The sequence below is a fragment of the Paracraurococcus lichenis genome, assembly GCF_030657435.1.
GTDB classification, from domain to species: Bacteria; Pseudomonadota; Alphaproteobacteria; order Acetobacterales; family Acetobacteraceae; genus Paracraurococcus; species Paracraurococcus lichenis.
The window spans coordinates 72691-92023 of sequence record NZ_JAUTWS010000017.1 but is presented as its reverse complement, the minus strand read 5'-3'; the positions used below and the strand labels follow the sequence as shown (position 1 = coordinate 92023).

The 19333-nt window shown below is 71.9% G+C and carries 20 protein-coding genes; 6 read left to right on the top strand and 14 right to left on the bottom strand.

The annotated features are described in order from the left end of the window. The first annotated feature begins 143 nt into the window (after positions 1 to 143). Entirely contained in the window at positions 144 to 539 is a 396-nt protein-coding gene (locus tag Q7A36_RS18635) for a (R)-mandelonitrile lyase (RefSeq protein WP_305105242.1), read from the top strand. A 103-nt stretch (positions 540 to 642) separates the two neighbouring features. Next, positions 643 to 2823 (top strand): carboxypeptidase-like regulatory domain-containing protein, encoded by a 2181-nt coding sequence (locus Q7A36_RS18630; RefSeq protein WP_305105241.1) that lies wholly within the window; start codon positions 643 to 645, stop codon positions 2821 to 2823. 212 nt (positions 2824 to 3035) lie between these two features. Here the strand turns inward: Q7A36_RS18630 and Q7A36_RS18625 are convergent, their stop codons facing one another. Then, positions 3036 to 4115: a transposase gene (locus tag Q7A36_RS18625; protein ID WP_305105240.1), complete on the bottom strand. Its 1080-nt coding sequence runs from the start codon at positions 4113 to 4115 to the stop codon at positions 3036 to 3038. Positions 4116 to 4270: 155 nt separating this feature from the next. Here Q7A36_RS18625 and Q7A36_RS18620 point away from each other — a divergent pair, with 155 nt between their 5' ends. Beyond that, the gene (locus Q7A36_RS18620; RefSeq protein WP_305105239.1) at positions 4271 to 4495 is read left to right on the top strand and encodes a hypothetical protein; all 225 of its coding nucleotides are present in this window, start codon (positions 4271 to 4273) and stop codon (positions 4493 to 4495) included. Beyond that, positions 4492 to 5103, top strand: coding sequence for a hypothetical protein (locus Q7A36_RS18615; RefSeq protein WP_305105238.1), 612 nt, complete (start codon positions 4492 to 4494; stop codon positions 5101 to 5103). The genes Q7A36_RS18620 and Q7A36_RS18615 overlap by 4 nt, the downstream gene beginning before the upstream one ends. Positions 5104 to 5121: 18 nt before the next feature. Here the strand turns inward: Q7A36_RS18615 and Q7A36_RS18610 are convergent, their stop codons facing one another. Then, positions 5122 to 6744 carry an ABC-F family ATP-binding cassette domain-containing protein gene (locus tag Q7A36_RS18610; protein WP_305105237.1) on the bottom strand — a complete coding sequence of 541 codons (1623 nt, stop codon included), beginning with the start codon at positions 6742 to 6744 and terminating at the stop codon, positions 5122 to 5124. Positions 6745 to 6895: 151 nt separating this feature from the next. Then, on the bottom strand, positions 6896 to 7309 hold the full coding sequence (locus Q7A36_RS18605) for a hypothetical protein (RefSeq protein ID WP_305105236.1): 414 nt from the start codon (positions 7307 to 7309) through the stop codon (positions 6896 to 6898). Between the two features lie 329 nt (positions 7310 to 7638). Here Q7A36_RS18605 and murJ point away from each other — a divergent pair, with 329 nt between their 5' ends. Next, entirely contained in the window at positions 7639 to 9192 is a 1554-nt protein-coding gene (gene murJ / locus Q7A36_RS18600) for a murein biosynthesis integral membrane protein MurJ (protein ID WP_305105235.1), read from the top strand. A 60-nt stretch (positions 9193 to 9252) separates the two neighbouring features. After that, positions 9253 to 10254 (top strand): tryptophan--tRNA ligase, encoded by a 1002-nt coding sequence (trpS, locus tag Q7A36_RS18595; protein WP_305105234.1) that lies wholly within the window; start codon positions 9253 to 9255, stop codon positions 10252 to 10254. Positions 10255 to 10397: 143 nt separating this feature from the next. On the opposite strand, the gene Q7A36_RS18590 is transcribed toward trpS, so the two are convergent. The 11 genes from Q7A36_RS18590 to Q7A36_RS18540 form a co-directional block, all read right to left on the bottom strand. After that, entirely contained in the window at positions 10398 to 11744 is a 1347-nt protein-coding gene (locus Q7A36_RS18590) for a globin-coupled sensor protein (RefSeq protein WP_305105233.1), read from the bottom strand. A 166-nt stretch (positions 11745 to 11910) separates the two neighbouring features. Continuing rightward, entirely contained in the window at positions 11911 to 12642 is a 732-nt protein-coding gene (locus Q7A36_RS18585) for a M48 family metallopeptidase (RefSeq protein WP_305105232.1), read from the bottom strand. 177 nt (positions 12643 to 12819) lie between these two features. Further along, positions 12820 to 13134, bottom strand: a complete 315-nt coding sequence (locus Q7A36_RS18580; protein ID WP_305105231.1) for a cupin domain-containing protein — start codon at positions 13132 to 13134, stop codon at positions 12820 to 12822. Further along, a complete protein-coding gene (locus tag Q7A36_RS18575) occupies positions 13131 to 14069 on the bottom strand; it encodes a dihydrodipicolinate synthase family protein (RefSeq protein ID WP_305105230.1) in 939 nt (312 codons plus the stop codon). The genes Q7A36_RS18580 and Q7A36_RS18575 overlap by 4 nt, the downstream gene beginning before the upstream one ends. After that, complete coding sequence (locus Q7A36_RS18570) at positions 14066 to 14569, bottom strand: YcgN family cysteine cluster protein (RefSeq protein WP_305105229.1); 504 nt, start codon at positions 14567 to 14569, stop codon at positions 14066 to 14068. Before Q7A36_RS18570 ends, Q7A36_RS18575 begins: the two co-directional genes overlap by 4 nt. Before the next feature lie 121 nt (positions 14570 to 14690). Continuing rightward, on the bottom strand, positions 14691 to 15371 hold the full coding sequence (locus tag Q7A36_RS18565) for a lipid-binding SYLF domain-containing protein (RefSeq protein ID WP_305105228.1): 681 nt from the start codon (positions 15369 to 15371) through the stop codon (positions 14691 to 14693). Then, positions 15371 to 16183 carry a lipid-binding SYLF domain-containing protein gene (locus Q7A36_RS18560; RefSeq protein WP_305105227.1) on the bottom strand — a complete coding sequence of 271 codons (813 nt, stop codon included), beginning with the start codon at positions 16181 to 16183 and terminating at the stop codon, positions 15371 to 15373. The genes Q7A36_RS18565 and Q7A36_RS18560 overlap by 1 nt, the downstream gene beginning before the upstream one ends. 211 nt (positions 16184 to 16394) lie before the next feature. Then, a complete protein-coding gene (locus Q7A36_RS18555; protein WP_305105226.1) occupies positions 16395 to 17033 on the bottom strand; it encodes a histidine phosphatase family protein in 639 nt (212 codons plus the stop codon). A gap of 50 nt (positions 17034 to 17083) precedes the next feature. Next, entirely contained in the window at positions 17084 to 18007 is a 924-nt protein-coding gene (locus tag Q7A36_RS18550) for an allantoinase PuuE (RefSeq protein ID WP_305105225.1), read from the bottom strand. Next, positions 17997 to 18503 carry an ureidoglycolate lyase gene (locus Q7A36_RS18545; protein ID WP_305105224.1) on the bottom strand — a complete coding sequence of 169 codons (507 nt, stop codon included), beginning with the start codon at positions 18501 to 18503 and terminating at the stop codon, positions 17997 to 17999. Before Q7A36_RS18545 ends, Q7A36_RS18550 begins: the two co-directional genes overlap by 11 nt. 4 nt (positions 18504 to 18507) lie before the next feature. Next, the gene (locus Q7A36_RS18540) at positions 18508 to 19329 is read right to left on the bottom strand and encodes an ABC transporter permease (protein WP_305105223.1); all 822 of its coding nucleotides are present in this window, start codon (positions 19327 to 19329) and stop codon (positions 18508 to 18510) included. Between the last annotated feature and the right edge of the window lie 4 nt (positions 19330 to 19333).

The following is a 19333-nucleotide window of genomic DNA, read 5'->3' as shown; positions in this document are numbered from 1 at the left end:
CCTGTGCCATCCCCTTTCCCGTTGCGGCGGTGCCGTGCCGGCGGCCTCGGACCTTCCGCCGGTCCTGGCGTGCGGGGGGATGCGGCATCCCGCCGCGCCCGGGCGTTGCGGCCCGGCAGGCCCGTACCTGAAGGAGCAGGACCATGGAGATCACGCGCGTGGGGTCGCAGCCCTCCGGCCGAGGGCCCGGGGAGTGGTTCACCGGGACGGTCCGCATCGACCCGCTGTTCAGCCCGCCCGATCCGGCCCGGGTCGCTGGCGCCCTGGTCACCTTCGAGCCCGGCGCCCGCACCGCCTGGCATACCCATCCGCTCGGCCAGACCCTGGTCGTCACCGCCGGCTGCGGCCGGGCGCAGCGCTGGGGCGGGCCGGTCGAGGAGATCCGGCCGGGCGACGTGGTCTGGTTCCCGCCGGGCGAGAAGCACTGGCACGGCGCCGCGCCCGCCACGGCGATGAGCCACGTCGCCATCCAGGAGAAGCTCGACGGCAAGGCGGTGGAGTGGATGGAACAGGTGACCGACGCGCAGTACGGCGGCTGAGCCGGCGGGCTGTCGCCGCGGATTGACAGGGACGGCGCGGCGCGCCCTGCTACGGGGCGTCAAGGAATGCCGCCCCGTCGAAGGCGGCAGCGGAGGTCCCGGAATGTCCAAGGCATACCGCAGTGCACGTCTGCCGGCGGCCGCTCTGGCCGCGCTGCTCGCCGCCGCCGCGCCCGGCGCCCGCGCGCAGACCACCGCCGTCGAGGCCCGCCCGGGCGAGATCGCCGGCACCGTCACCGGCCCGAACGGGCCCGAGGCCGGCGTCTGGGTCATCGCCGAGACCACCGACCTGCCGACGAAATACGCCAAGCTCGTCGTCACCGACGACCAGGGCCGCTACCTGATTCCCGATTTGCCGCAGGCGAAGTACAAGGTCTGGGTCCGCGGCTACGGGCTGGTGGACAGCCCGCGGGTGGACGGCGCGCCCGGCCAGGCGCTGAACCTGACGGCCATGCCCGCGCCGACGCCCGCCGCGGCGGCCGAACTCTATCCCGGCATGTACTGGTACTCGATGCTGCGCATCCCGGCGGCCGACCAGTTCCCCGGCACCGGCGACGGCCGCGGCGGGAACGGCATCCCCGACTTCATGAAGGCGCAATACGCCTGGATCGACACCGTCAAGCAGTCCTGCCAATCCTGCCACGCGCTCGGCAGCCAGAACATCCGGCATCCCAGGAAGGAGCTCGGCACCTTCCACGATTCGACCGAGCTCTGGGCGCGGCGCATCCAGTCCGGCCAGGCCATGGGCAACATGGCGGTCGCCATCACCCGCCTCGGGCCGGAGAAGGGCCTCTCGCTCTATGCCGACTGGACCGACCGCATCGCCCGCGGCGAGCTGCCGGCCGACAGGCCGCGCCGGCCGGAGGGGCTGGAGCGGAACATGGTCGTCACGCTCTGGGACTGGGCGGAGCCGCATACCTACCTGCACGACGCCATCTCGACCGACAAGCGCAACCCGACGCTCTTCCCGAACGGGCTGATCTACGGCTCGCCGGAGGAATCGACGGACGACGTGCCGGTGCTCGACCCGAGGACGCACCGCGCCTGGAAGATCAGGCACCCCTTCCGCCCCGGCACGCCGAGCCTGCTGGACGAGCCGCGCGGGCCTTCGCCCTTCTGGGGCGAGGAGCCGATCTGGGATGGTCATACCAGCAACCACAACCTGATCCTCGACGACAAGGGCCTGGTCTGGTTCGCCGCCCGCATCCGCGCGGCGACCGACCAGCCCGCCTGGTGCAAGGCGGGCGGCGACCATCCCTCGGCCAGGGTCGCGCCGATCAACGCGTCCAACCGGCACCTGTCGGTCTATGACCCGAAGACGCAGAAATTCGACCTGATCGACACCTGCTTCGGCACGCACCATCTCTATTTTGGCTACGACGCCGACAACACGCTGTGGACGAGCTGGGGCGGCCCGGCCGGCAATTCGGTGGGCTGGCTGAACACCCGCAAATACCTGGAGACGCGCGACGCCAAGGCGTCCCAGGGCTGGGCGCCGATGGTGGTGGACGTCCCGGGCTGGGGGAAGCGCGGCGAGTATGTGGAGGCCGACAAGCCGCTCGACCCGGCGAAGCAGAAGCGCGTCATCGCCGGCTTCTACGGCGTGCAGCCGAGCCCGACCGACGGCTCCATCTGGGGGCAGTCGATGGATACCGGCTTCTCCCGCATGGACCAGCCGGGATACCTCATCCGCTTCATCCCCGGGCCTGACCCGACCAATACCGGCCTGACGGAGCTCTTCCGGCCGCCGCCGGGCGGCTTCTCCCCGCGTGGCATCGATGTGGACGGCAAGGGCGTGGTCTGGACGACGCTGGCCAGCGGCCACCTCGCCAGCTTCGACCGCAGCAAGTGCCAGGCGCCGCTGACCGGGCCGAAGGCCACGACCGGCGAGCAGTGCTTCGAGGGTTGGACGCTCTATCGCTTCCCCGGGCCGCAATTCGCCGGCGTCGATCCCGCCGGCAGCGCCGACCATGCCTATTACGTGTGGGTGGACCGCTTCAACACGCTCGGCCTCGGCCGCGACGTGCCGATCGCCAGCACCAATGGCAGCGAGAGCCTGACGGTGCTGGTGGACGGCAAGCTGCACCAGCTTCGCGTGCCCTATCCCCTAGGCTTCTTCACCAAGAACGTCGATGGGCGGATCGACGACCCGGAGGGCGGCTGGAAAGGCCGTGCGGTCTGGACGACGACCGGCACGCGGGCGCCCTTCCACAGCGAGACGGGCAAGGGCGAGCGGCCGCGGGTGTTCAAGGTGCAGATGCGGCCGGATCCGCTGGCGCGGTGATTGAGGGGGCTTCGCCCCATAGGCGCGAAGATTAGGCGGCTCTGAGGTGTTTGGCCTGTGCTGGTCGTCGGCGCGGGGTGTCTTGGAGGTAGCGGTGCCATCGTCTGCGGTCGTGTGGGGTGCGGTAGCGCGGCCTGGGGAGGATGGCGGCGAGCAGGATACGGCGGGCGAGCGCCCAGGCGCGCCAGAGCGAGGTGGTCGGGCGCGTCTTGTCAGGCGGCGGCTGAGGGGGGAAAGGCGAGGATCGCGGTGGCGATGTCCTCGGTCAGCACGGCGGCGATGAGGTGGGCGAGCAGCCAGCTTCGGGCGAGGTCCGGGTCACTGGCTGGCAGCGCGTCGAGCCTGCCGAGAGTTTTGAGCCGCTTGAAGCCGAGTTCGACCTGCCAGCGGCTGCGGTAGAGCGTGACCACCTGCTCGGGCGTGGTGGTGGCCGGCAGCGAGGTCAGCAGCATCAGGTAGCCGGCCGCGATGGCGGTGCCGGGCTGCGTGGTCTGGCCCTTGCGGCTGGCCCGGCGCGCGAGGCGGCGCTGCGGCTCGGCCTGCTTCTCGGGCGGGATGCGGGCGATGACGAGCCGCAGCGGCCGGTCGAGGTCGCGCAGCCGCACAGGGTGCTCAACCGGCGCCTGGCCTTGCGGCAGGTGCGCCATCAGGTCGAAGCGCTGGCCCGCCAGGTCCAGCAGGGCGAGCGAGCGCCAGCCGATCCGGCTGACGATGTCGCTGCCGGCGGTGATGGCCGCGCGGATGTCGCGCGCCCGGCCATAGCCGCGGTCGACCACCGTTGTCGTACCCGCCTCGAACGCGGTGCGATCCACCCGCTCGGCCTGCTGCCCCGGGCCGAGCGAGAGATCGACGAAGCGCCCGCGCGCCGGGTCGTAGCGCGCCTGCAGCCGCCAGTCGCTGCCCGTGCTGCCAGGCCGGCAGATCACCGTGCTGTCCACCAGCGCCAGGTGCACGCCGGCGCCCTCCGCCGCGGCCGCGGGCAGGCCGCGGCGCGCCGCCAGCAGCCGCGCCAGGATCAGCGCCAGCCAATCGCCGCAGCGGCGCAACCGGCCCAGCACCGCCTTGTCGCTCAGGCAGGCAATCCCGGCATCGCCGGCTGCCGCCGCCCCGCTGAGGGACAGCCCGCCCGGCCCGTACAGTAGCGCCAGGCGCAGCAACTCCTCCGCCCGGCGGATCTTGCGGGCCCGCCGCAGCGCGCCGCTCGACCGCGCCGTCGCCTCCAGGTCAACGACCGCGGCAGTCGTTGCAACAACCGAGGACCAATCGCAGCCAGAGGGCGAGAGCGTGCGCATCAAACCGATGAATCACACGCCCCCGCGTCGCTCCAAGACCTTAGATTCGCGCCTATGGGGCAAAGCCCCCTCAAGCTCCCCCGCCAAGGGCTTAAGGCCCTTGGATCCCGGGAGTTGGTTGTGTCGGGCATGCGTAGCCGGCACAATGCCGCGCCATGACCCGGGACGAAGAGGACGCGATCCTGCGCCGCTATGCGGCGGGTGAGATCAGTTGGCATGCGCTGCGCGAGCGTGGCTTTGACAGCTACCGCGACGTGCTGGGTGGCCTGGGCGCGCTCGGCCTGCGGCCGCCCATCGCGCCGATGGATGGACCGAACCTCGCCGCGCGGCAGCGCGCCCGCGCCGTCATCCGGGCGGCCCTGACAGCCGGGCGGGGATGAGCCGGCGGCTCGGCCTGCTGGTCACCGACGCGTCGCCGCTGATCACCCTGGCGGCGGCGGAGGCGCTGGACTGCCTGACCCTCCCGGGGCTGCACGTCGTGATCCCGGACATAGTCTATCTGGAAGTGACCGAGGATCTGGCGAAGACCGGCGCCGAGGAGATCGTGCACTGGGCGCGCCGCCACCGGGACCTGGTCGAGATCGCGGTGACCGCGGTCTTCGCGGAATTCCAGGTGCTGCGCGCGGCCAATCCGCGCGCGCGGTCACGTGGGCGTGGCGAGCAGGCGGCGCTGGAAGTCCTGAATGCGGCGGTCAGCGAGGACCCCGGGATCGAGGCGCTGCTGCTCTACGAGGACAACGACATCCGGTCGCGCCGCTTCGTGCGGACGCTGCCGGAGCGTGTGACGGCGCTGTCGACCGGGGATCTGCTGCAGGAGCTGGAAGCGGCGGGACGGATCCAGTCGGCCGACCACATCCTCGACCGCGCGGCGGACAGGGAACGCAATGTGGAGCGCCCGCGCCGGCCCTCGCAGGACGATGCCGCGCGGCGCCTGCTGCGGCAGCGACTGAAGGCGCCGCAACCCGGCCGGGAGGAAGACGGCGCGTAGGCGGCCGCCGCTGTCTCATCAGGCGTGCAGCCCCGGCGCCTCCTGCCCGGTCCGCGCCACGTATTCCGTGTAGCCGCCGCCATACTGGTGGATGCCCTCCGGCGTCAGCTCCAGCACGCGGTTCGACAGCGCGGCCAGGAAATGCCGATCGTGCGAGACGAAGAGCATGGTGCCCTCGTAGTTCGAGAGCGCCGCGATCAGCATCTCCTTCGTCGCCATGTCGAGGTGGTTGGTCGGCTCGTCCAGCACCAGGAAATTCGGCGGGTCGTAGAGCATCAGCGCCATGACCAGCCGTGCCTTCTCCCCGCCCGAGAGCACGCGGCAGCGCTTCTCCACCTCGTCGCCTGAGAAGCCGAAGCAGCCCGCGAGCGCCCGGAGCGAGCCCTGGTTGGCGCGCGGGAAGGCGTCCTCCAGCGTCTCGAAGACGGTGCGCTCGCCATCCAGCAGCTCCATGGCGTGCTGCGCGAAATAGCCCATCCTCACGCTGCCGCCGAGGGTGACGCTGCCGGCATCCGGCTCGGTCGTGCCGGCGACGAGCTTCAGCAGCGTGGACTTGCCGGCGCCGTTGACGCCGAGCACGGCGCAGCGCTCCCGCCGCCGCACCAGCAGGTCGAGGCCATCATAGATCACCTTGCTGCCGTAGCGCTTCGAGACGCCGCGGAGGTTCGCCACGTCATCGCCCGAGCGCGGCGCTGCTGGGAAGTCGAACATGATCGTCTGGCGGCGCTTCGGCGGCTCGACCCGGTCGATCTTCTCGAGCTTCTTCACCCGGCTCTGCACTTGGGCCGCATGGGAGGCGCGGGCCTTGAAGCGCTCGATGAAGTTGATCTCCTTGGCGAGCATGGCCTGCTGCCGCTCGAACTGCGCCTGCTGCTGCTTCTCGGCCAGCGCCCGCTGCTGCTCGTAGAACTCGTAGTCGCCGGCATAGGCGGTCAGGGTGCCGCCATCGATCTCGAGGATACGGTTGACCACGCGGTTCATGAACTCCCGGTCGTGGGAGGTCATCAGCAGCGCGCCGTCATAACCCGCGAGGAACTGCTCCAGCCAGATCAGGCTCTCGAGGTCGAGGTGGTTGCTCGGCTCGTCCAGCAGCATGACGTCGGGGCGCATCAGCAGGATGCGGGCCAGCGCCACGCGCATCTTCCACCCGCCGGAGAGGCGGCCGACATCGCCCTCCATCATTTCCTGGCTGAAGCCGAGGCCGTCGAGGACCTCCCGCGCCTTCCCGTCCAGCGCATAGCCGCCGAGCTCCTCGAAGCGGGCCTGCACCTCGCCGAAGCGCTCCACCAGGCTGTCCAGCTCGTCGGCCCGGTCGGGGTCGGCCAGAGCCGCTTCCAGCTCGGCGAGCTCGGCCGCGACGGTGCTGACATCGCCGGCGCCGTCCATCACCTCGGCCACCGCGCTGCGGCCTTCCATCTCGCCCACATCCTGGCTGAAGAAGCCGATCGTGACCCCGCGGTCCACCAGGACCTGGCCCTCGTCCGGCTCCTCCTGCCCGGTGATCATGCGGAAGAGCGTGGTCTTGCCGGCGCCGTTGGGGCCGACGAGCCCGGCCTTCTCCCCCTTCTGCAGGGCGGCCGAGGCCTCGACGAAGACCAGGCGCTGGCCGTTCTGCTTGCTGACATTGTCCAGGCGGATCATGGGCGGGCGGGGGTCCGGGGCGGTTGCGGCGGGCTTATGACATGGCCGGCTTGCGGGATCATGGCCCCCGGCGCGCGATGCGGCGCCGCCGGTCCGGATGACGGGACGATCTCGCGGCCAGCGGCCGTGCCGTGGCCCGCCCCGGGCGGCGTCAGCCGCCGGCGGTGCGCTCCCCCGGCCGGTCCGTCGCCAGCGGGGACGGGGACCGCTGCGCCGCCCCGTCGCCGAAGACCAGCCTGGCGCGATCCTCCAGCCCCATGACGTCCCAGCGCTCGCCGGCCTCCGCGCGGTCCGCCGACCCCTCGGTGGCCATCCGCCCCTCCACGCGCCGCCGCTGGGCAGGCGTCAGCTCGCTCCAGAACCGGGCCAGCCAGCGGTTCTGCCGCAGGCGCTGCTGCAGGTCGGGGGTCTTCTCCGGCGCCGGGCGCGACGCGACGGCGCGCGCCGCCGGCGGGTTGGGCCGCGGCGCCATGGCGCGGATGGGGCCGGGCCGCGGGTCCCATTGCGAGCAGCCGCCGGCGGTCAGGCACAGCATGGTCAGGAGAAGGCGACGTTCTCGCCGCAAGGGGGCACTCCGTCCGGCAGGGCGACGGGATGTCGGGCCGCGTGCCGGCCGCAACGTCACGGGCTGAAGACCGTTACGGCCCCGGCCTCGCCGGCGCCGGACCTGCCGATAGCAGGGCGGCCGGAGCCTGCAAACCCGGCCCCGGCCCTGCTGTCCGACTCTTGCGATCCTTGTCGGGGCCGCCCGCCGGCCGCGCCGCGGCAGGTCACCGGCGGCGGGACGGGCCGGGATGTCGGTGGGGGAGGGGAGCCCTGCCGCGACCTGGCCGGACCGGGTCACCCACACCGCCCCATGGCCCCCACACCCGTTCCGGGCTAGACCCCCGCCCCATGCTCAAGGGCGTCCTCACCGTCGGCGGCTGGACCATGGCCAGCCGGACCTTAGGCTTCGCGCGCGACATGCTGATCGCGGCCAGCCTCGGCGCCGGGCCGATGGCGGATGCCTTCTTCGTCGCGCTCAAGTTGCCGAACCTGTTCCGCCGGCTGTTCGGGGAGGGCGCCTTCAACGCCGCCTTCGTGCCGGCCTTCGCCGGGACGCTGGCGGTCGAGGGCCCGAGGATCGCCCGGCAACTCGCCGAGCGCATGGCCTCGCTCATGACGCTCTGGCTCTCCCTGCTGGTGGTCGCCGGCATCCTGACCATGCCCTGGCTGATGACGGTGCTGGCGCCGGGCTTCGCCGACGATCCCGCGAAGTTCCAACTCGCGGTCGAGCTGACGCGGATCACCTTCCCCTATCTGCTGCTGATCTGCCTGACGGCCCTCGTCTCCGGGGTGCTGAACGGGCTGGACCGCTTCGCCGCCGCCGCGGCGGCGCCGGTCTTCTTCAACCTGCTCTCCATGGCCGCGCTGCTGGTCCTCACCCCCTATGTGGCGACGCCGGCGCATGCGCTCGCCTGGGGCGTCACCGCCTCGGGCGCGGTGCAGCTCGGCCTCGTCCTCTGGGCCTCGGCGCGGGCGGGGATGGCGCTGCACTTCCTGCGCCTGCCCTCGCTGGCGCCGGAGGTGCGGCAGGTGCTGCGGCGCATGGTCCCGGGGATCATCGGCGCCGGCGTCACCCAGCTCAACCTCGCGGTCGATGTCATCATCGCCAGCTTCCTGCCGGCCGGTGCCGTCTCCTACCTCTATTATGCCGACCGGGTCGGGCAATTGCCGCTCGGCGTCATCGGCGCGGCTGTCGGGACGGCCATGCTGCCGCTCCTCTCGCGCCAGGTGCGGTCGGGGGAGAGCCTCTCGGCGCATCGCACCATGAACCGGGCGATGGAGATGTCCCTGCTGCTCTGCCTGCCGGCGGCGGCGGGGCAGGCGGCGGCGGCGGAGCCGATCATGCAGGTGCTGTTCCAGCGCGGCGCCTTCGGCTTGGCGGAGGCGAACGCGACGGCGGCGGCGCTGGCCGCCTATGCCATCGGCCTGCCGGCCTATGTGCTGGTGAAGGTCTATGCCCCCGGCTTTTTCGCCCGCGGCGACACGGCGACGCCCGTGAAGGTGGGGCTGGCCGCGGTCGGGCTGAACCTGGCGCTGAACCTGGTGCTCACGCAGTGGCTGCTGCATGTCGGCGTGGCGCTGGCGACCGCGATCTCCGCCTGGTTCAATGCCGGGATGCTGGGCTGGCTGCTGAACCGGCGCGGGCAGATGATCCTCGACCGGCGGCTGCGCCGGCGCATCCCGCGCCTGCTGCTGGCGGCGGCGCTGATGGGTGCCTCGATCTGGACGCTGGAGGGGGTGCTGTTCCCGGCGCCCGGCCTGCTGCGCTTCCTGGCGCTGGGCCTGCTCGTCGGGTCCGGGATCGCGGTCTACTTCGCCGCGGCGCAACTGCTGGGGGCGGTGGACCTCAGGGAGGTGCGCGGGATGCTGCGCCGGCGGCGGAAGGCGGCGGCTGCCGCTTGACCTGCCGCCCCGCACGGGCAATCACCGCAGCCCTTCACACCGCGGATGGTCTCCACCCCCATGCAGCGCGTCTTCTCGGGCATCCAGCCCTCCGGCGTTCCCACCCTCGGCAACTACCTCGGCGCGATCCGCAACTGGGTCCCGCTGCAGGACACGCATGACGCGATCTATTGCGTGGTGGACCTGCACGCCATCACCGTCTGGCAGGACCCGAAGGAACTCGCCCGCCAGACGCGGGAGATGGCGGCGGCGCTCATCGCCTGCGGCCTCGACCCCGCGAAGTGCATCCTCTTCCTGCAGAGCCATGTGAACGCGCATGCGCGGCTGGCCTGGATCTTCAACTGCGTCGCCCGCCTCGGCTGGCTGAACCGGATGACGCAGTTCAAGGACAAGGCCGGCAAGGACCGGGAGGCGGCCTCGGCCGGCCTCTATGTCTATCCGAACCTGATGGCGGCCGACATCCTGGCCTACAAGGCGGTGCTGGTGCCGGTCGGCGACGACCAGAAGCAGCACCTGGAACTGGCCAATGACATCGCCGAGAAGTTCAACCACGACTACGGCGTGCCCGGCTTCTTCCCGCGGATCGAGCCGCTGATCCAGGGCGTCGCCGCGCGCGTCATGTCGCTGCGCGACGGCACGAAGAAGATGTCGAAGTCGGATCCCTCCGACCAGTCGCGCATCAACCTGACGGACGACCGCGACGCCGTCGCGCTGAAGATCCGCCGCGCCAAGACGGATCCGGAGCCGCTGCCGGAGCATGTCTCGGGCCTCGAGGCCCGGCCGGAGGCGCGCAACCTCGTCGGGATTCTCGCCGCCGTCACCGGCACCCTGCCGGAGAACGTGCTGCGCGAGCATGGCGGCAAGGGGTTCGGGAGTTTCAAGGAGGTGCTGGTGGAGGCCCTCGTCGACCACCTCTCGCCCATCCAGGCGGAGATGGCGCGGCTGCTGGACGATCCGGCGGCGCTGGATGCGCTGCTGCGCCAGGGTGCGGACCGGGCGGCGGCCATCGCCGAGCCGATCGTCGCCGAGGCGGAGCGGGTGGTGGGCTTCCTGCCGCGCTGATCGGCGGCCCGAAAGCGGGGCAGGGGAGCCGAGGCGGATCGCCGGAGGCGCGCCCGCCCGGCCCCGCGCCCCGATGCGGGTCGGCAGTGGATTGCGTAGGGGCGCAAACGCAATCCACTGTCATTCCGGCGGCAGGCCCGGGCTCAGGCGGCCCGCATCTCGCCGAGGAAGCTGTCGATCGCCTGCCGCAGCGTGGCGGAATTGCTGGACATGGTCTGGGCGGCGCCGCTGAGCTTGTCCGCGCCCGCCGCACTCGCATCCGCATCGGTGCGGACCTCCTGCATCAGCCGCTCGACATGGCCGTTGTTCGCCGCCGCCTTGGCGGCGCTGCGGGCGATCTCGTTCGTGGCGGTGCCCTGTTCCTGCACCGCGGCCGCGATGGCGCCGGTCGCCTGGCTGATCTCGCCGATGACCTGGCCGATGCCGCGGATGGACTCGACCGCGCGCTGGGTCGCCGCCTGGGTCTGGGTGATCTGCTGGCTGATCTCCTCGGTCGCCTTCGCCGTCTGGCTCGCCAGGTTCTTCACCTCGCTCGCCACCACGGCGAAGCCCTTGCCCGCCTCGCCCGCGCGGGCGGCCTCGATGGTCGCGTTCAGCGCCAGCAGGTTGGTCTGGCCCGCGATCGCGCTGATCAGCCGGACCACGTCGCCGATCCGCGCCGCGCCCTCGGCCAGCGCCTGCACGACCTGGTCGGTGCGCTGCGCATCGCCCACGGCGCGCTCGGTCATGCCGGTCGACTGCTCGACCCGGCGGGTGATCTCGCCGATGGAGGCGGAGAGTTGCTCGGCCGCGGCCGCCATGGTCTGCACTTCGGCATTGGCATCGCCCACTGCAGCGGCGGCCTGATTGGCCCGCTCCGCCCCATGCTTCGCGGCCGCGGCGATCTCCGCGGAGGTCCGGGCCAGGTCCTCGGTGGAGCGTCCCATATCGGCGACCACGCTCTGCACCTTCGTCTTGAAGCCGCCGGCCAGCTTTTCCGTGATGGCGGCGCGGCTGGCCTGCTCGGCCTCGGCATAGGTCTCGAGCAGCACTTCCAGGTCGAACCAGGCAGCCTTCTGCAGGGCGACCCGGAGATCCCGCTGGTCATTCGCCCCCTTGCCGGCGAAGCGCTGGGCCGGGCGGTCGAGCCCGAGATCGGCGATCACGCCATTGAGCACGATGGAGTGGCAGAGCGTGACGGCATAGGCCGGGACGCCGCGCCGGTACATCGCCGTGGCGAGCGCCCGCGCGGAGTCCATGAAGCCGGTGCCGACCTCGCCGCCGGCGACCCGCTGCCAATGCGCCACGCGGACCCGATGCACCTCGGGGTCCATGAGAGCCCGCTGGATCTCCGGCCATTTCCCGAAGCGAGGATGCAGGCCCGCGAGGAGGCCAGGCAGCTTTTGCCGTGCGTAATCCCCTGCTTGCGTGCGCAACAGCTCCCAATCCGCGTTCGACAGGCCGAAGGCCTCGAAGCGGTTCATCTGCGCCTGACTCAAGCTGTCGACCATAAGCCTGTTCCTCAGAAGACCGATCCCGGCCGTCGACGCTTAGTAGCCGAAATCTGCTGCTCCTGAGTTGATAGCATCCCAGCCCGGTGCCTCATTGCAGCGGAACCGGCTATGACGGAGGCAGGGGAGCCGCTGCCGGCCGCCGGCGGATATGGGCCGCTGCGTCCTACCCCACCCTGAGCAGCGCCGGCCCGTTCACCCGCAGCCACTCCACCGCCGCGTCGCGGTGCGGCGTCAGCCGCTCCACCAGCGCCCAGAAGCGCGGGCTGTGGTTCAGCTCCTTCAGATGCGCGACCTCATGCGCCACCACGTAGTCAAGCACCCAGTCCGGGGCCATGACCAGCCGCCAGGAGAAGGCGAGGGTGCCGTCCGGCGCGCAGGAGCCCCAGCGGCTGCGGGTGTCCTTCAGCCGGATGGCCTTGGGCGAGACGCCGAGCAGCGCGGCATGCCCCGCCGCCAGCACGCGGATGCGCCGCTGCGCCTCGGCCTTGAGGAAGGCGCCGATCTGCGCCGGCAGCCGTGCCTCCGGGCCGCCCACCAGCACCGCGCCGGCCGCCAGCACCACCCCCGGCGCGGCGCCCGGATCGTGCCGGATGACATGCCGGAGGCCGCCGAGCGGCAGCTCGGAGCCCGGGGCGAAGGGGATATGCGGGGCGAGGGCCGCCAAACGCTCCCGCACCCAGGCGGCATGGGTGGTCAGCAGCGCCATGCCGGCGCGGCGATGGGCGCGGGGCGGCAGGGTCACCACCACCTCCCCGGCCCTGGCATCGATCCGCAGGCTGACGCGGCGGGCGCGACTGGAGCGGCGCCAGCGCACCGGGCAGGCCAGGGTCTCCGGCATGACGCCGCCGGACGCGGCCCCCGGCAGGGCGACGGTCTCCGCTTCGGTCTGCTGCATGGCCCCACCATGCGGCGGCGGGGGGTGTGGTTCAACGCCTTGACACGCACCGTTGCGGAACGGGCGGATGGCGGAGACGCGAGCGTTGCCGCCCCGGGCAATCCGCGCTGGGGCAGGGCAGGATCTGCCCGGGAATTCGCCAGAAAGTTGAAGGTCCGGGCATAGACCCTCGCCGGATCAGCCCGGCCAAGCCTTCACCTCGGTCTCCACGAAGGAGAGCGGGGCGGTGCCGCCATTGACCACGTTGTGCTCCACCCCGGCGAGCCGGGTATAGGCGACCCCGGCGTTGAGCTCGGCGGTCATGGTCTCGCCGCCCGGCAGTTCGACCAGCAGGGTGCCGTCGGTGACCGGCACCACGACGTAGAGCCAGCCATGCCGGTGCCAGCCGGTCTCCGCGCCGGGATTGAAGTCCCAGCGCGTCACCCGGACATGGGCATCGTCGACCTGGGTGGTGGCGACCGCCGGCTCCCGGCAGCGCAGCGGCTCGCTCATGCCGCGGCCCTCGCCGGGGCGAGGCCGGGCAGCGGCAGCGCGCCGGCGGCGCCCCAGGCGGCCCAGACCGCCTCCGCCTGCGCCGGGGTCAACTTGAGGTGCGGCGGGCGGATGGTGCGCCAGCCGTCGTCGCCGGTGCTGCGGGCGATGATCTCGCGCAGGCCCGGGATCAGCGGCACGGAGGTTGCGGCGCGGCGGGTCGCGGTCAGCACCGCCTGGGCGGCATCCGCCTCCGGCCCCGTGCGCCTGGCATAGACGATCCCGCCCCAATGGCTGTTGCCGTTGGAGGCCGCGGTGATGCAGCCGGCGCCGCCCTCGGCCAGGATGCGCTGCAGGTACTCGTCGGAGCCCGAATAAACCTCGAACCCCTCGGCGGCGAAGGCGTCCACCATGGCCTTCATGTTGGCATAGTCGCCGCTGCTGTCCTTCACCCCCTTGATGGCGCCGGGGAAGGCCTTGAGCAGCCGCTCGATGAGCGGGAGGCTGAAGGGCACCGCCGATTGCTGCGGGAAGTTGTAGAGGTAGAGGGCGATGCCACCGCCGACACGGTTGATGACCTCGGCGAAGTAGGCGAAGAGCCCGTCGTCGCTCGGGTTCTTGTAGTAGAAGGGCGGCAGGAGGAGGACGCCGCGGCAGCCCTGCGCCCGGGCGTGCAGGGTCAGGTCCACCGTATCCGTCAGGTTCGCGGTGCCGGTGCCGGGCATCATGGCGGCGGCGGGGACGCCGCGGGCGATCAGCCCCTCCAGGATCGCCTTCCGCTCCTGCAGGCCGAAGCTATTGGCCTCGCCGGTCGTGCCGAGGACGCCGAGGCCGTTGCAGCCATGCGCCAGCAGCCACTTGGCATGCGCCGCCATCCGCTCCGGATCGGGCGAGAGGTCGGGTTTCATGGCGGTCAGCACGGCAGCGTTCACGCCGCCGAAGAGGGCATCCTTCATGTCTCGTCGTCTCCATCCTCGGGCTTCGCTGGGGGCTGCGCCCGCTTGCCGCGCGGGGTCTGGCCCGGCCAGCGGACGATATGATCCTCGAAATGGCCGGCATCGCGCTCCCGCACCGCCTTGCCGCGGACGGAGACGCCGGCTTGGTGCACCGTCTCCGGGTCGCCGGAGACCAGCGGGTGCCACCAGGCTAGGTCCTTGCCCTCCGCCACCAGGCGATAGGCGCAGGTCGGCGGCAGCCAGTCGATCCGCCGCAACTGCTTCGGCGTCAGCTTCACGCAGTCCGGCACCCATTTCTGCCGGTTCGGATAGTCGGCGCAGCGGCAGGTCTGGATGGTCAGCAGCCGGCAGGCGACGTTGGTGAAGGCGAGCTCGTTGGTGTCCTCGTCGCGGAGCTTGTGCAGGCAGCAGCGGCCGCAGCCGTCGCAGAGGCTCTCCCACTCCTTGCGGGTCATGGCCTCGAGCGGCTTGGTCTTCCAGAAGGGCTGTTCGGGGGGCACGCGGGCACCCTAGCGGCCCGAAAGCGTGGGAGGAACGGGGGGAAGGGCAGGACTGCGTCGCAATTGGCGCAGTCTGCACGCCCGGCCCCACCTTCGACCCTGTCGAAGGAGGTCCCCGGGGCTACTGCGCCGCCCCGAACCGCATCAGCGCCGCCCGCAGCGGATCGGCGCCCGGGTTGTGCGCCTGCATCGCCACCACGATCTGCCGGGCCGAGACCTCCTGCCCGTAATAGGCCCGGTTCAGCTCGCTCCGCGCGCTCAGCAGCGAGCCTTCCAGCGCGATGCCGGCGAAGAGGCCCCGCGCCCGGGCGAAGGCGACGATGTCGGCGCCCGCGCCGGCCGTCGCGCCCTCCACCCCCGCGCCGACCGTCGCCACCGCGAGGGAGGCATCCGCGCCCAGCTTGAACTGGCTGTCCATCAGCGCCGTCAGCGCATGGTCGGACATCACCAGCATCATCACCTGCATGTCCTGCACGCCGATCTGCAGGCCGAGGCTGCCGGAGGCCATGCCGTAGAAGGCCGGCGAGGACCAGGACCCCGCCCCGTCGCGCGCCACCATGACGCAGGCGCCGCCTTCCCCGCCCAGGATGAAGCCGGCGCGGAAGATGCGCGGGCAGACCACCGCGGCGCGGGCGCGGCGGAGGAAGCGGCGGGCATCCTCGATGGCGGCCGCATCGCCGGTGGTCAGCATCTCCTGCACGGTCAGGGTGCTGCGGTCCACCAGGGCCTGCGCCTCCGTCCGGTCGTCCGCCCGCGCCGGCAGGGCGGCGAGCAGCAGCAGGAGGGCGAGCAGCGCGCGCATCAGCGGAGCGGCGGCAGGGTGGAGCGCTGCACCGGCCCGCTGCCGAGCGTCTGGCCCGGCACGAGGCCCGGACCCGGATCGGCCGCCGCGGGCACCGGCGCGGCCGCCACGGTCCCGCCAGCGCTGCCGAAGCGCATCATCGCCGCCCGCAGCGGGTCGGCGCCCGGGTTGTGCGCCCGCATCGACACCACTATCTCGCGCGGCCCGACCTCCTGCCGGTAATAGGCCCGGTTCCACTCGCTGCGGGCCGAGAGCAGTGAGCCCTCCAGCGTCAGCCCGGCGAAGAGGCCGCGGGCGCGGGCGAAGGCGACGATGTCGCCGCCCACCGCCGCCGTCGTCGCCCCCTCCACCGAGCCGCCGAAGCTCGCCACCGCCACCGAGGCATCGGCGCCGAGCTTCAACTGGCTGTCCAGCACCGCGTCCAGCGCCTTCTGGTTCATCACCAGCATCAGCACCTGCAGGTCCTGGATGCCGGCCTGCAGGCCGAAGCTGCCGGATCCCAGGGTGTAGAAGGCCGGCGAGGACCAGGAGCCCGCGGCATCGCGGCCAACCAGGACGCAGCCGCCGCCCTCCCCGCCGAAGAAGAAGCCGGCGCGGAAGATGCGCGGGCAGATGATGGCGGCGCGGGCGCGGCGCAGCAGGCGCTGGGCGTTCAGCCGGTCGTTGCCTTCGCCCAGGATCTCCTGCACGGCCAGGGTGGAGCGATCGACCAGCGCCTGCTCCTCCCCGGCGCCGGGCGCGCCGGTGCAGCCGGCCAGGGCGGCGAGCGCGACCCCCAGGATCGCGAACCGCCGCATCATGAGACGCCGCATGAAAACCCCCTGCCAAACCCCCGGACCGGCGGGAGACTACCGGTGGCGACCGGGGCTGTCCAAGGGCGAGGTCACCGCCGCGGCGGCAAATCCCGCCCCGGGCCGCGCGAGCGGAAGCGGCAGCCATCAAACCCGCGTGTCGTGCCGGCCAGCATCATGGCCCATCCGCAGGACGCCGCCACACCGACCCGGCGCGCAATCCCGGCCGGGATCACTCCCAGTCCGGCGGGGTCCAGGGCTCCTCGTTCACTGCCGCCACGCGCCAGTCCGGCCCGACTTTCTCCAGCCGCGTCAGGCCGAGGTTGCGGATGGAGAAGGCCAGCGCCTGGTGCCCCGTCAGCCCCAGCGCATGCGCCAGCGAGGCGCGGATCGAGCCGCCATGCGCAACGATCACCACGTCCTGGCCGGGGTGACGTTCCACGATCCGCTCCAGCGCGACGCCGACCCGGGCCTGCACCTGGGCGAAGCTCTCGCCGCCCGGCGGCTCCTCCTCCGCCGCATGCGGCCAGAAGGGGTGGGGCGGGTGGCGCAGGCGCTCGACCAGCGCCTCATGCGGGATGCCCTGCCACGCCCCGAGATGCTGCTCGGCGAGGTCGGGCTCGACCGTCAGGTCCTGCTCCGGGTAGCCGGCGGCGAAGATGGCGGCGGCGGTGGCGCGGGTGCGGGCCAGGTTGGTCACCACCCAATGCGCGGGGCGCGGCAGGTGGAAGGCCAGCCAGCGGTAGAGCGCGGCCTCCTGCTGCAGGGTGATGTCGCAGAGCGCGACGTCCATGCTGCCGTAAAAGACGGTGCGGGCCGAGGGCTCGACCAGCGCATGGCGGATGAGGAAGAGGCGGGTGGGATCGGACACGGGGGCGGTGTAGCAGCCCGCCCCCGAGGCGTCACACCGGCGGCGGCCGCCTACTCGTTCAGCCCGCGGCCGGGATAGGGATGGGTGGCGATCCAGTGGCGCGCGATGTCGGCCCGCCGGGCGATCCAGACGCCCTTGCGGTGCATCATGTGGTCCAGCAGCCGCTGCAGCCCGACCGCGCGGGCGGGATGGCCGATGAGCCGCATGTGCAGCCCGACCGACATCATCTTCGGCGCCCTGCCGCCTTCGGCATAGAGCATGTCGAAGGCGTCGCGGACGAAGCTGAACCATTGGTCGCTGGTGCCCATCCAGCCCGCATACTTCCCGTCGTTGTTCACCAGGGAATAGGGCACGACGAGCTGCGGCCTGCCGTCCACGGTCAGCCAGAAGGGCAGCTCGTCCCCGTAGTAGTCGCTGTCGTAGAGGAAGCCGCCATGCTCGACGACGAGCCGGCGGGTGTTCTCGCTCGGGCCGTAGCGGCAGTACCAGCCTTCCGGCTTCGTGCCGATCGTCTTCTCGATGCTCGTCACCGCGCGGGCGATGTGCTCGCGCTCCTCGGCCTCCGGCAACTCGAAATGCTTCACCCAGCGCCAGCCATGCGAGCAGATGTCGTAGCCGGCCTCGCGGATCGCCGCGCAGGCCTCCGGGTTCTGCTCGAGCGCCAGGGCGCAGCCGAAGATGGTCAGCGGCAGGCCGCGCTCGGCGAACAGCCGGTGCAGCCGCCAGAAGCCGACGCGGGAGCCGTATTCGAACATGCCCTCGGCGGCGAGGTCGCGGCCGGACTTCACCTGGTTCAGCCCATGCGCCTCGGTCAGGCCGCTCTCGGTCACCCCGTCGCCGAGCGCGAAGGAGGGCTCGGAGCCCTCCTCGTAGTTGATGACGAAGTTGACCGCGAGGCGCGCGCCGCCCGGCCAGTGCGGGTCGGGCGGGTTGGGGCCATAGCCGCGGAAGTCGCGGGTCACCTCATAGGGCATCGGGGATCTCCACCGAGAATTCGGGCACCTCGACGAATTCCTCGTCGCCCTTGGTGCCGTCCTTCCACATGACGATGACGAAGCGTGCCTCCCGGTCCAGCACGGTGAAGGGGTGGTGCCAGACATTGGCGCCATAGGTGACGCCCTGGTCCGGCCGGGCGAGGAAGGCGCGGGCGCGCGCCATGTCCGGCATTGGCGTGTTTGCGGCTCCGCCGCGGGCCTCCGCCGCATGCGGCGCGACGATGGCCAACCAGCGCCCGCCCTCCTGCGGGATGAAGGATTGGGAGGAGAACTCGTGCCGCTCCATGGTCGTGGAGCGCAGCGGCAGGGCGGTGAGCGGCTGCTTGACCGTCAGCGAGATGCTGGGCCGGGCCTTCGGCCGCAGGTTGGCCAGCGCATCCTCGAAATAGGTGCGGCCCGGGATGCGGGGGCATTCGATGACCTCGCCATAGGGCAGGAAGGCGGCGGAGGTCAGGGGTTCGGCTTTCAGGAACATTCGGTCAGCCCCGCATGCGGCGCGTGAGGCCGGTGAGCCGCTCCATCACCAGCATGAGCAGGAAGGCGACCAGGATCAGCGTGCCGGAGACGGCGGCCACCCGGACGTCGAGCGTGCTCTCCATCATGCCCCACATCCGGATCGGCAGCATGTCCGTCCGCGCCGAGGAGAGGAAGAGGGAGACCGGGACATTGTCCACCGAGGCCATGAAGGCGAGGAAGGCGCCGGCGGCGATCCCCGGCGCGATCAGCGGCAGGACCACCCGGCGGAAGGTATGGACGGGGCCGGCGCCGAGGCTGCGGGAGGCGTCTAGCAAGGCGGGGTCGAGCTGGGAGAGGGAGGCGCCGACGGTCCGCAGCACGAAGGGCGTCACCACGACCATATGGCCGGCGATGATGAGCTCGAGCGAGGGCCGGAAGCCGAGCAGGGTGAAATACATCAGCGCGGCGAGGCCGAAGGCGAGCCCGGGCAGCACCAGCGGCGACATGAAGAAGGCATCCGCCAGCCGCCCGCCCCGGCCCGCGACGCGCGAGAGGCCGAAGGCGGCGGCGGTGCCGAGCAGCGTGGCCGCGCCGGCGGCGATGAGGGCCACGTGCAGCGTATTGCCCGCCGCGCGGTGGATCTGCCGCGACCGCACCCCGTCCAGCAGCAGTTCGTACCAGCGCGTGGAAAAGCCCTGGGGCGGGAAGCGGATGGAACGGCTGTCGGTGAAGCTGGTCGCCAGCACGATCAGGATCGGCCCGACCAGGACGACCAGCGCCAGCACGGCGAGGCCGCCGATGACCAGGGCATAGGAGAGCTCCCCGAGGCTGTGCCGCCTCCCCATGCAC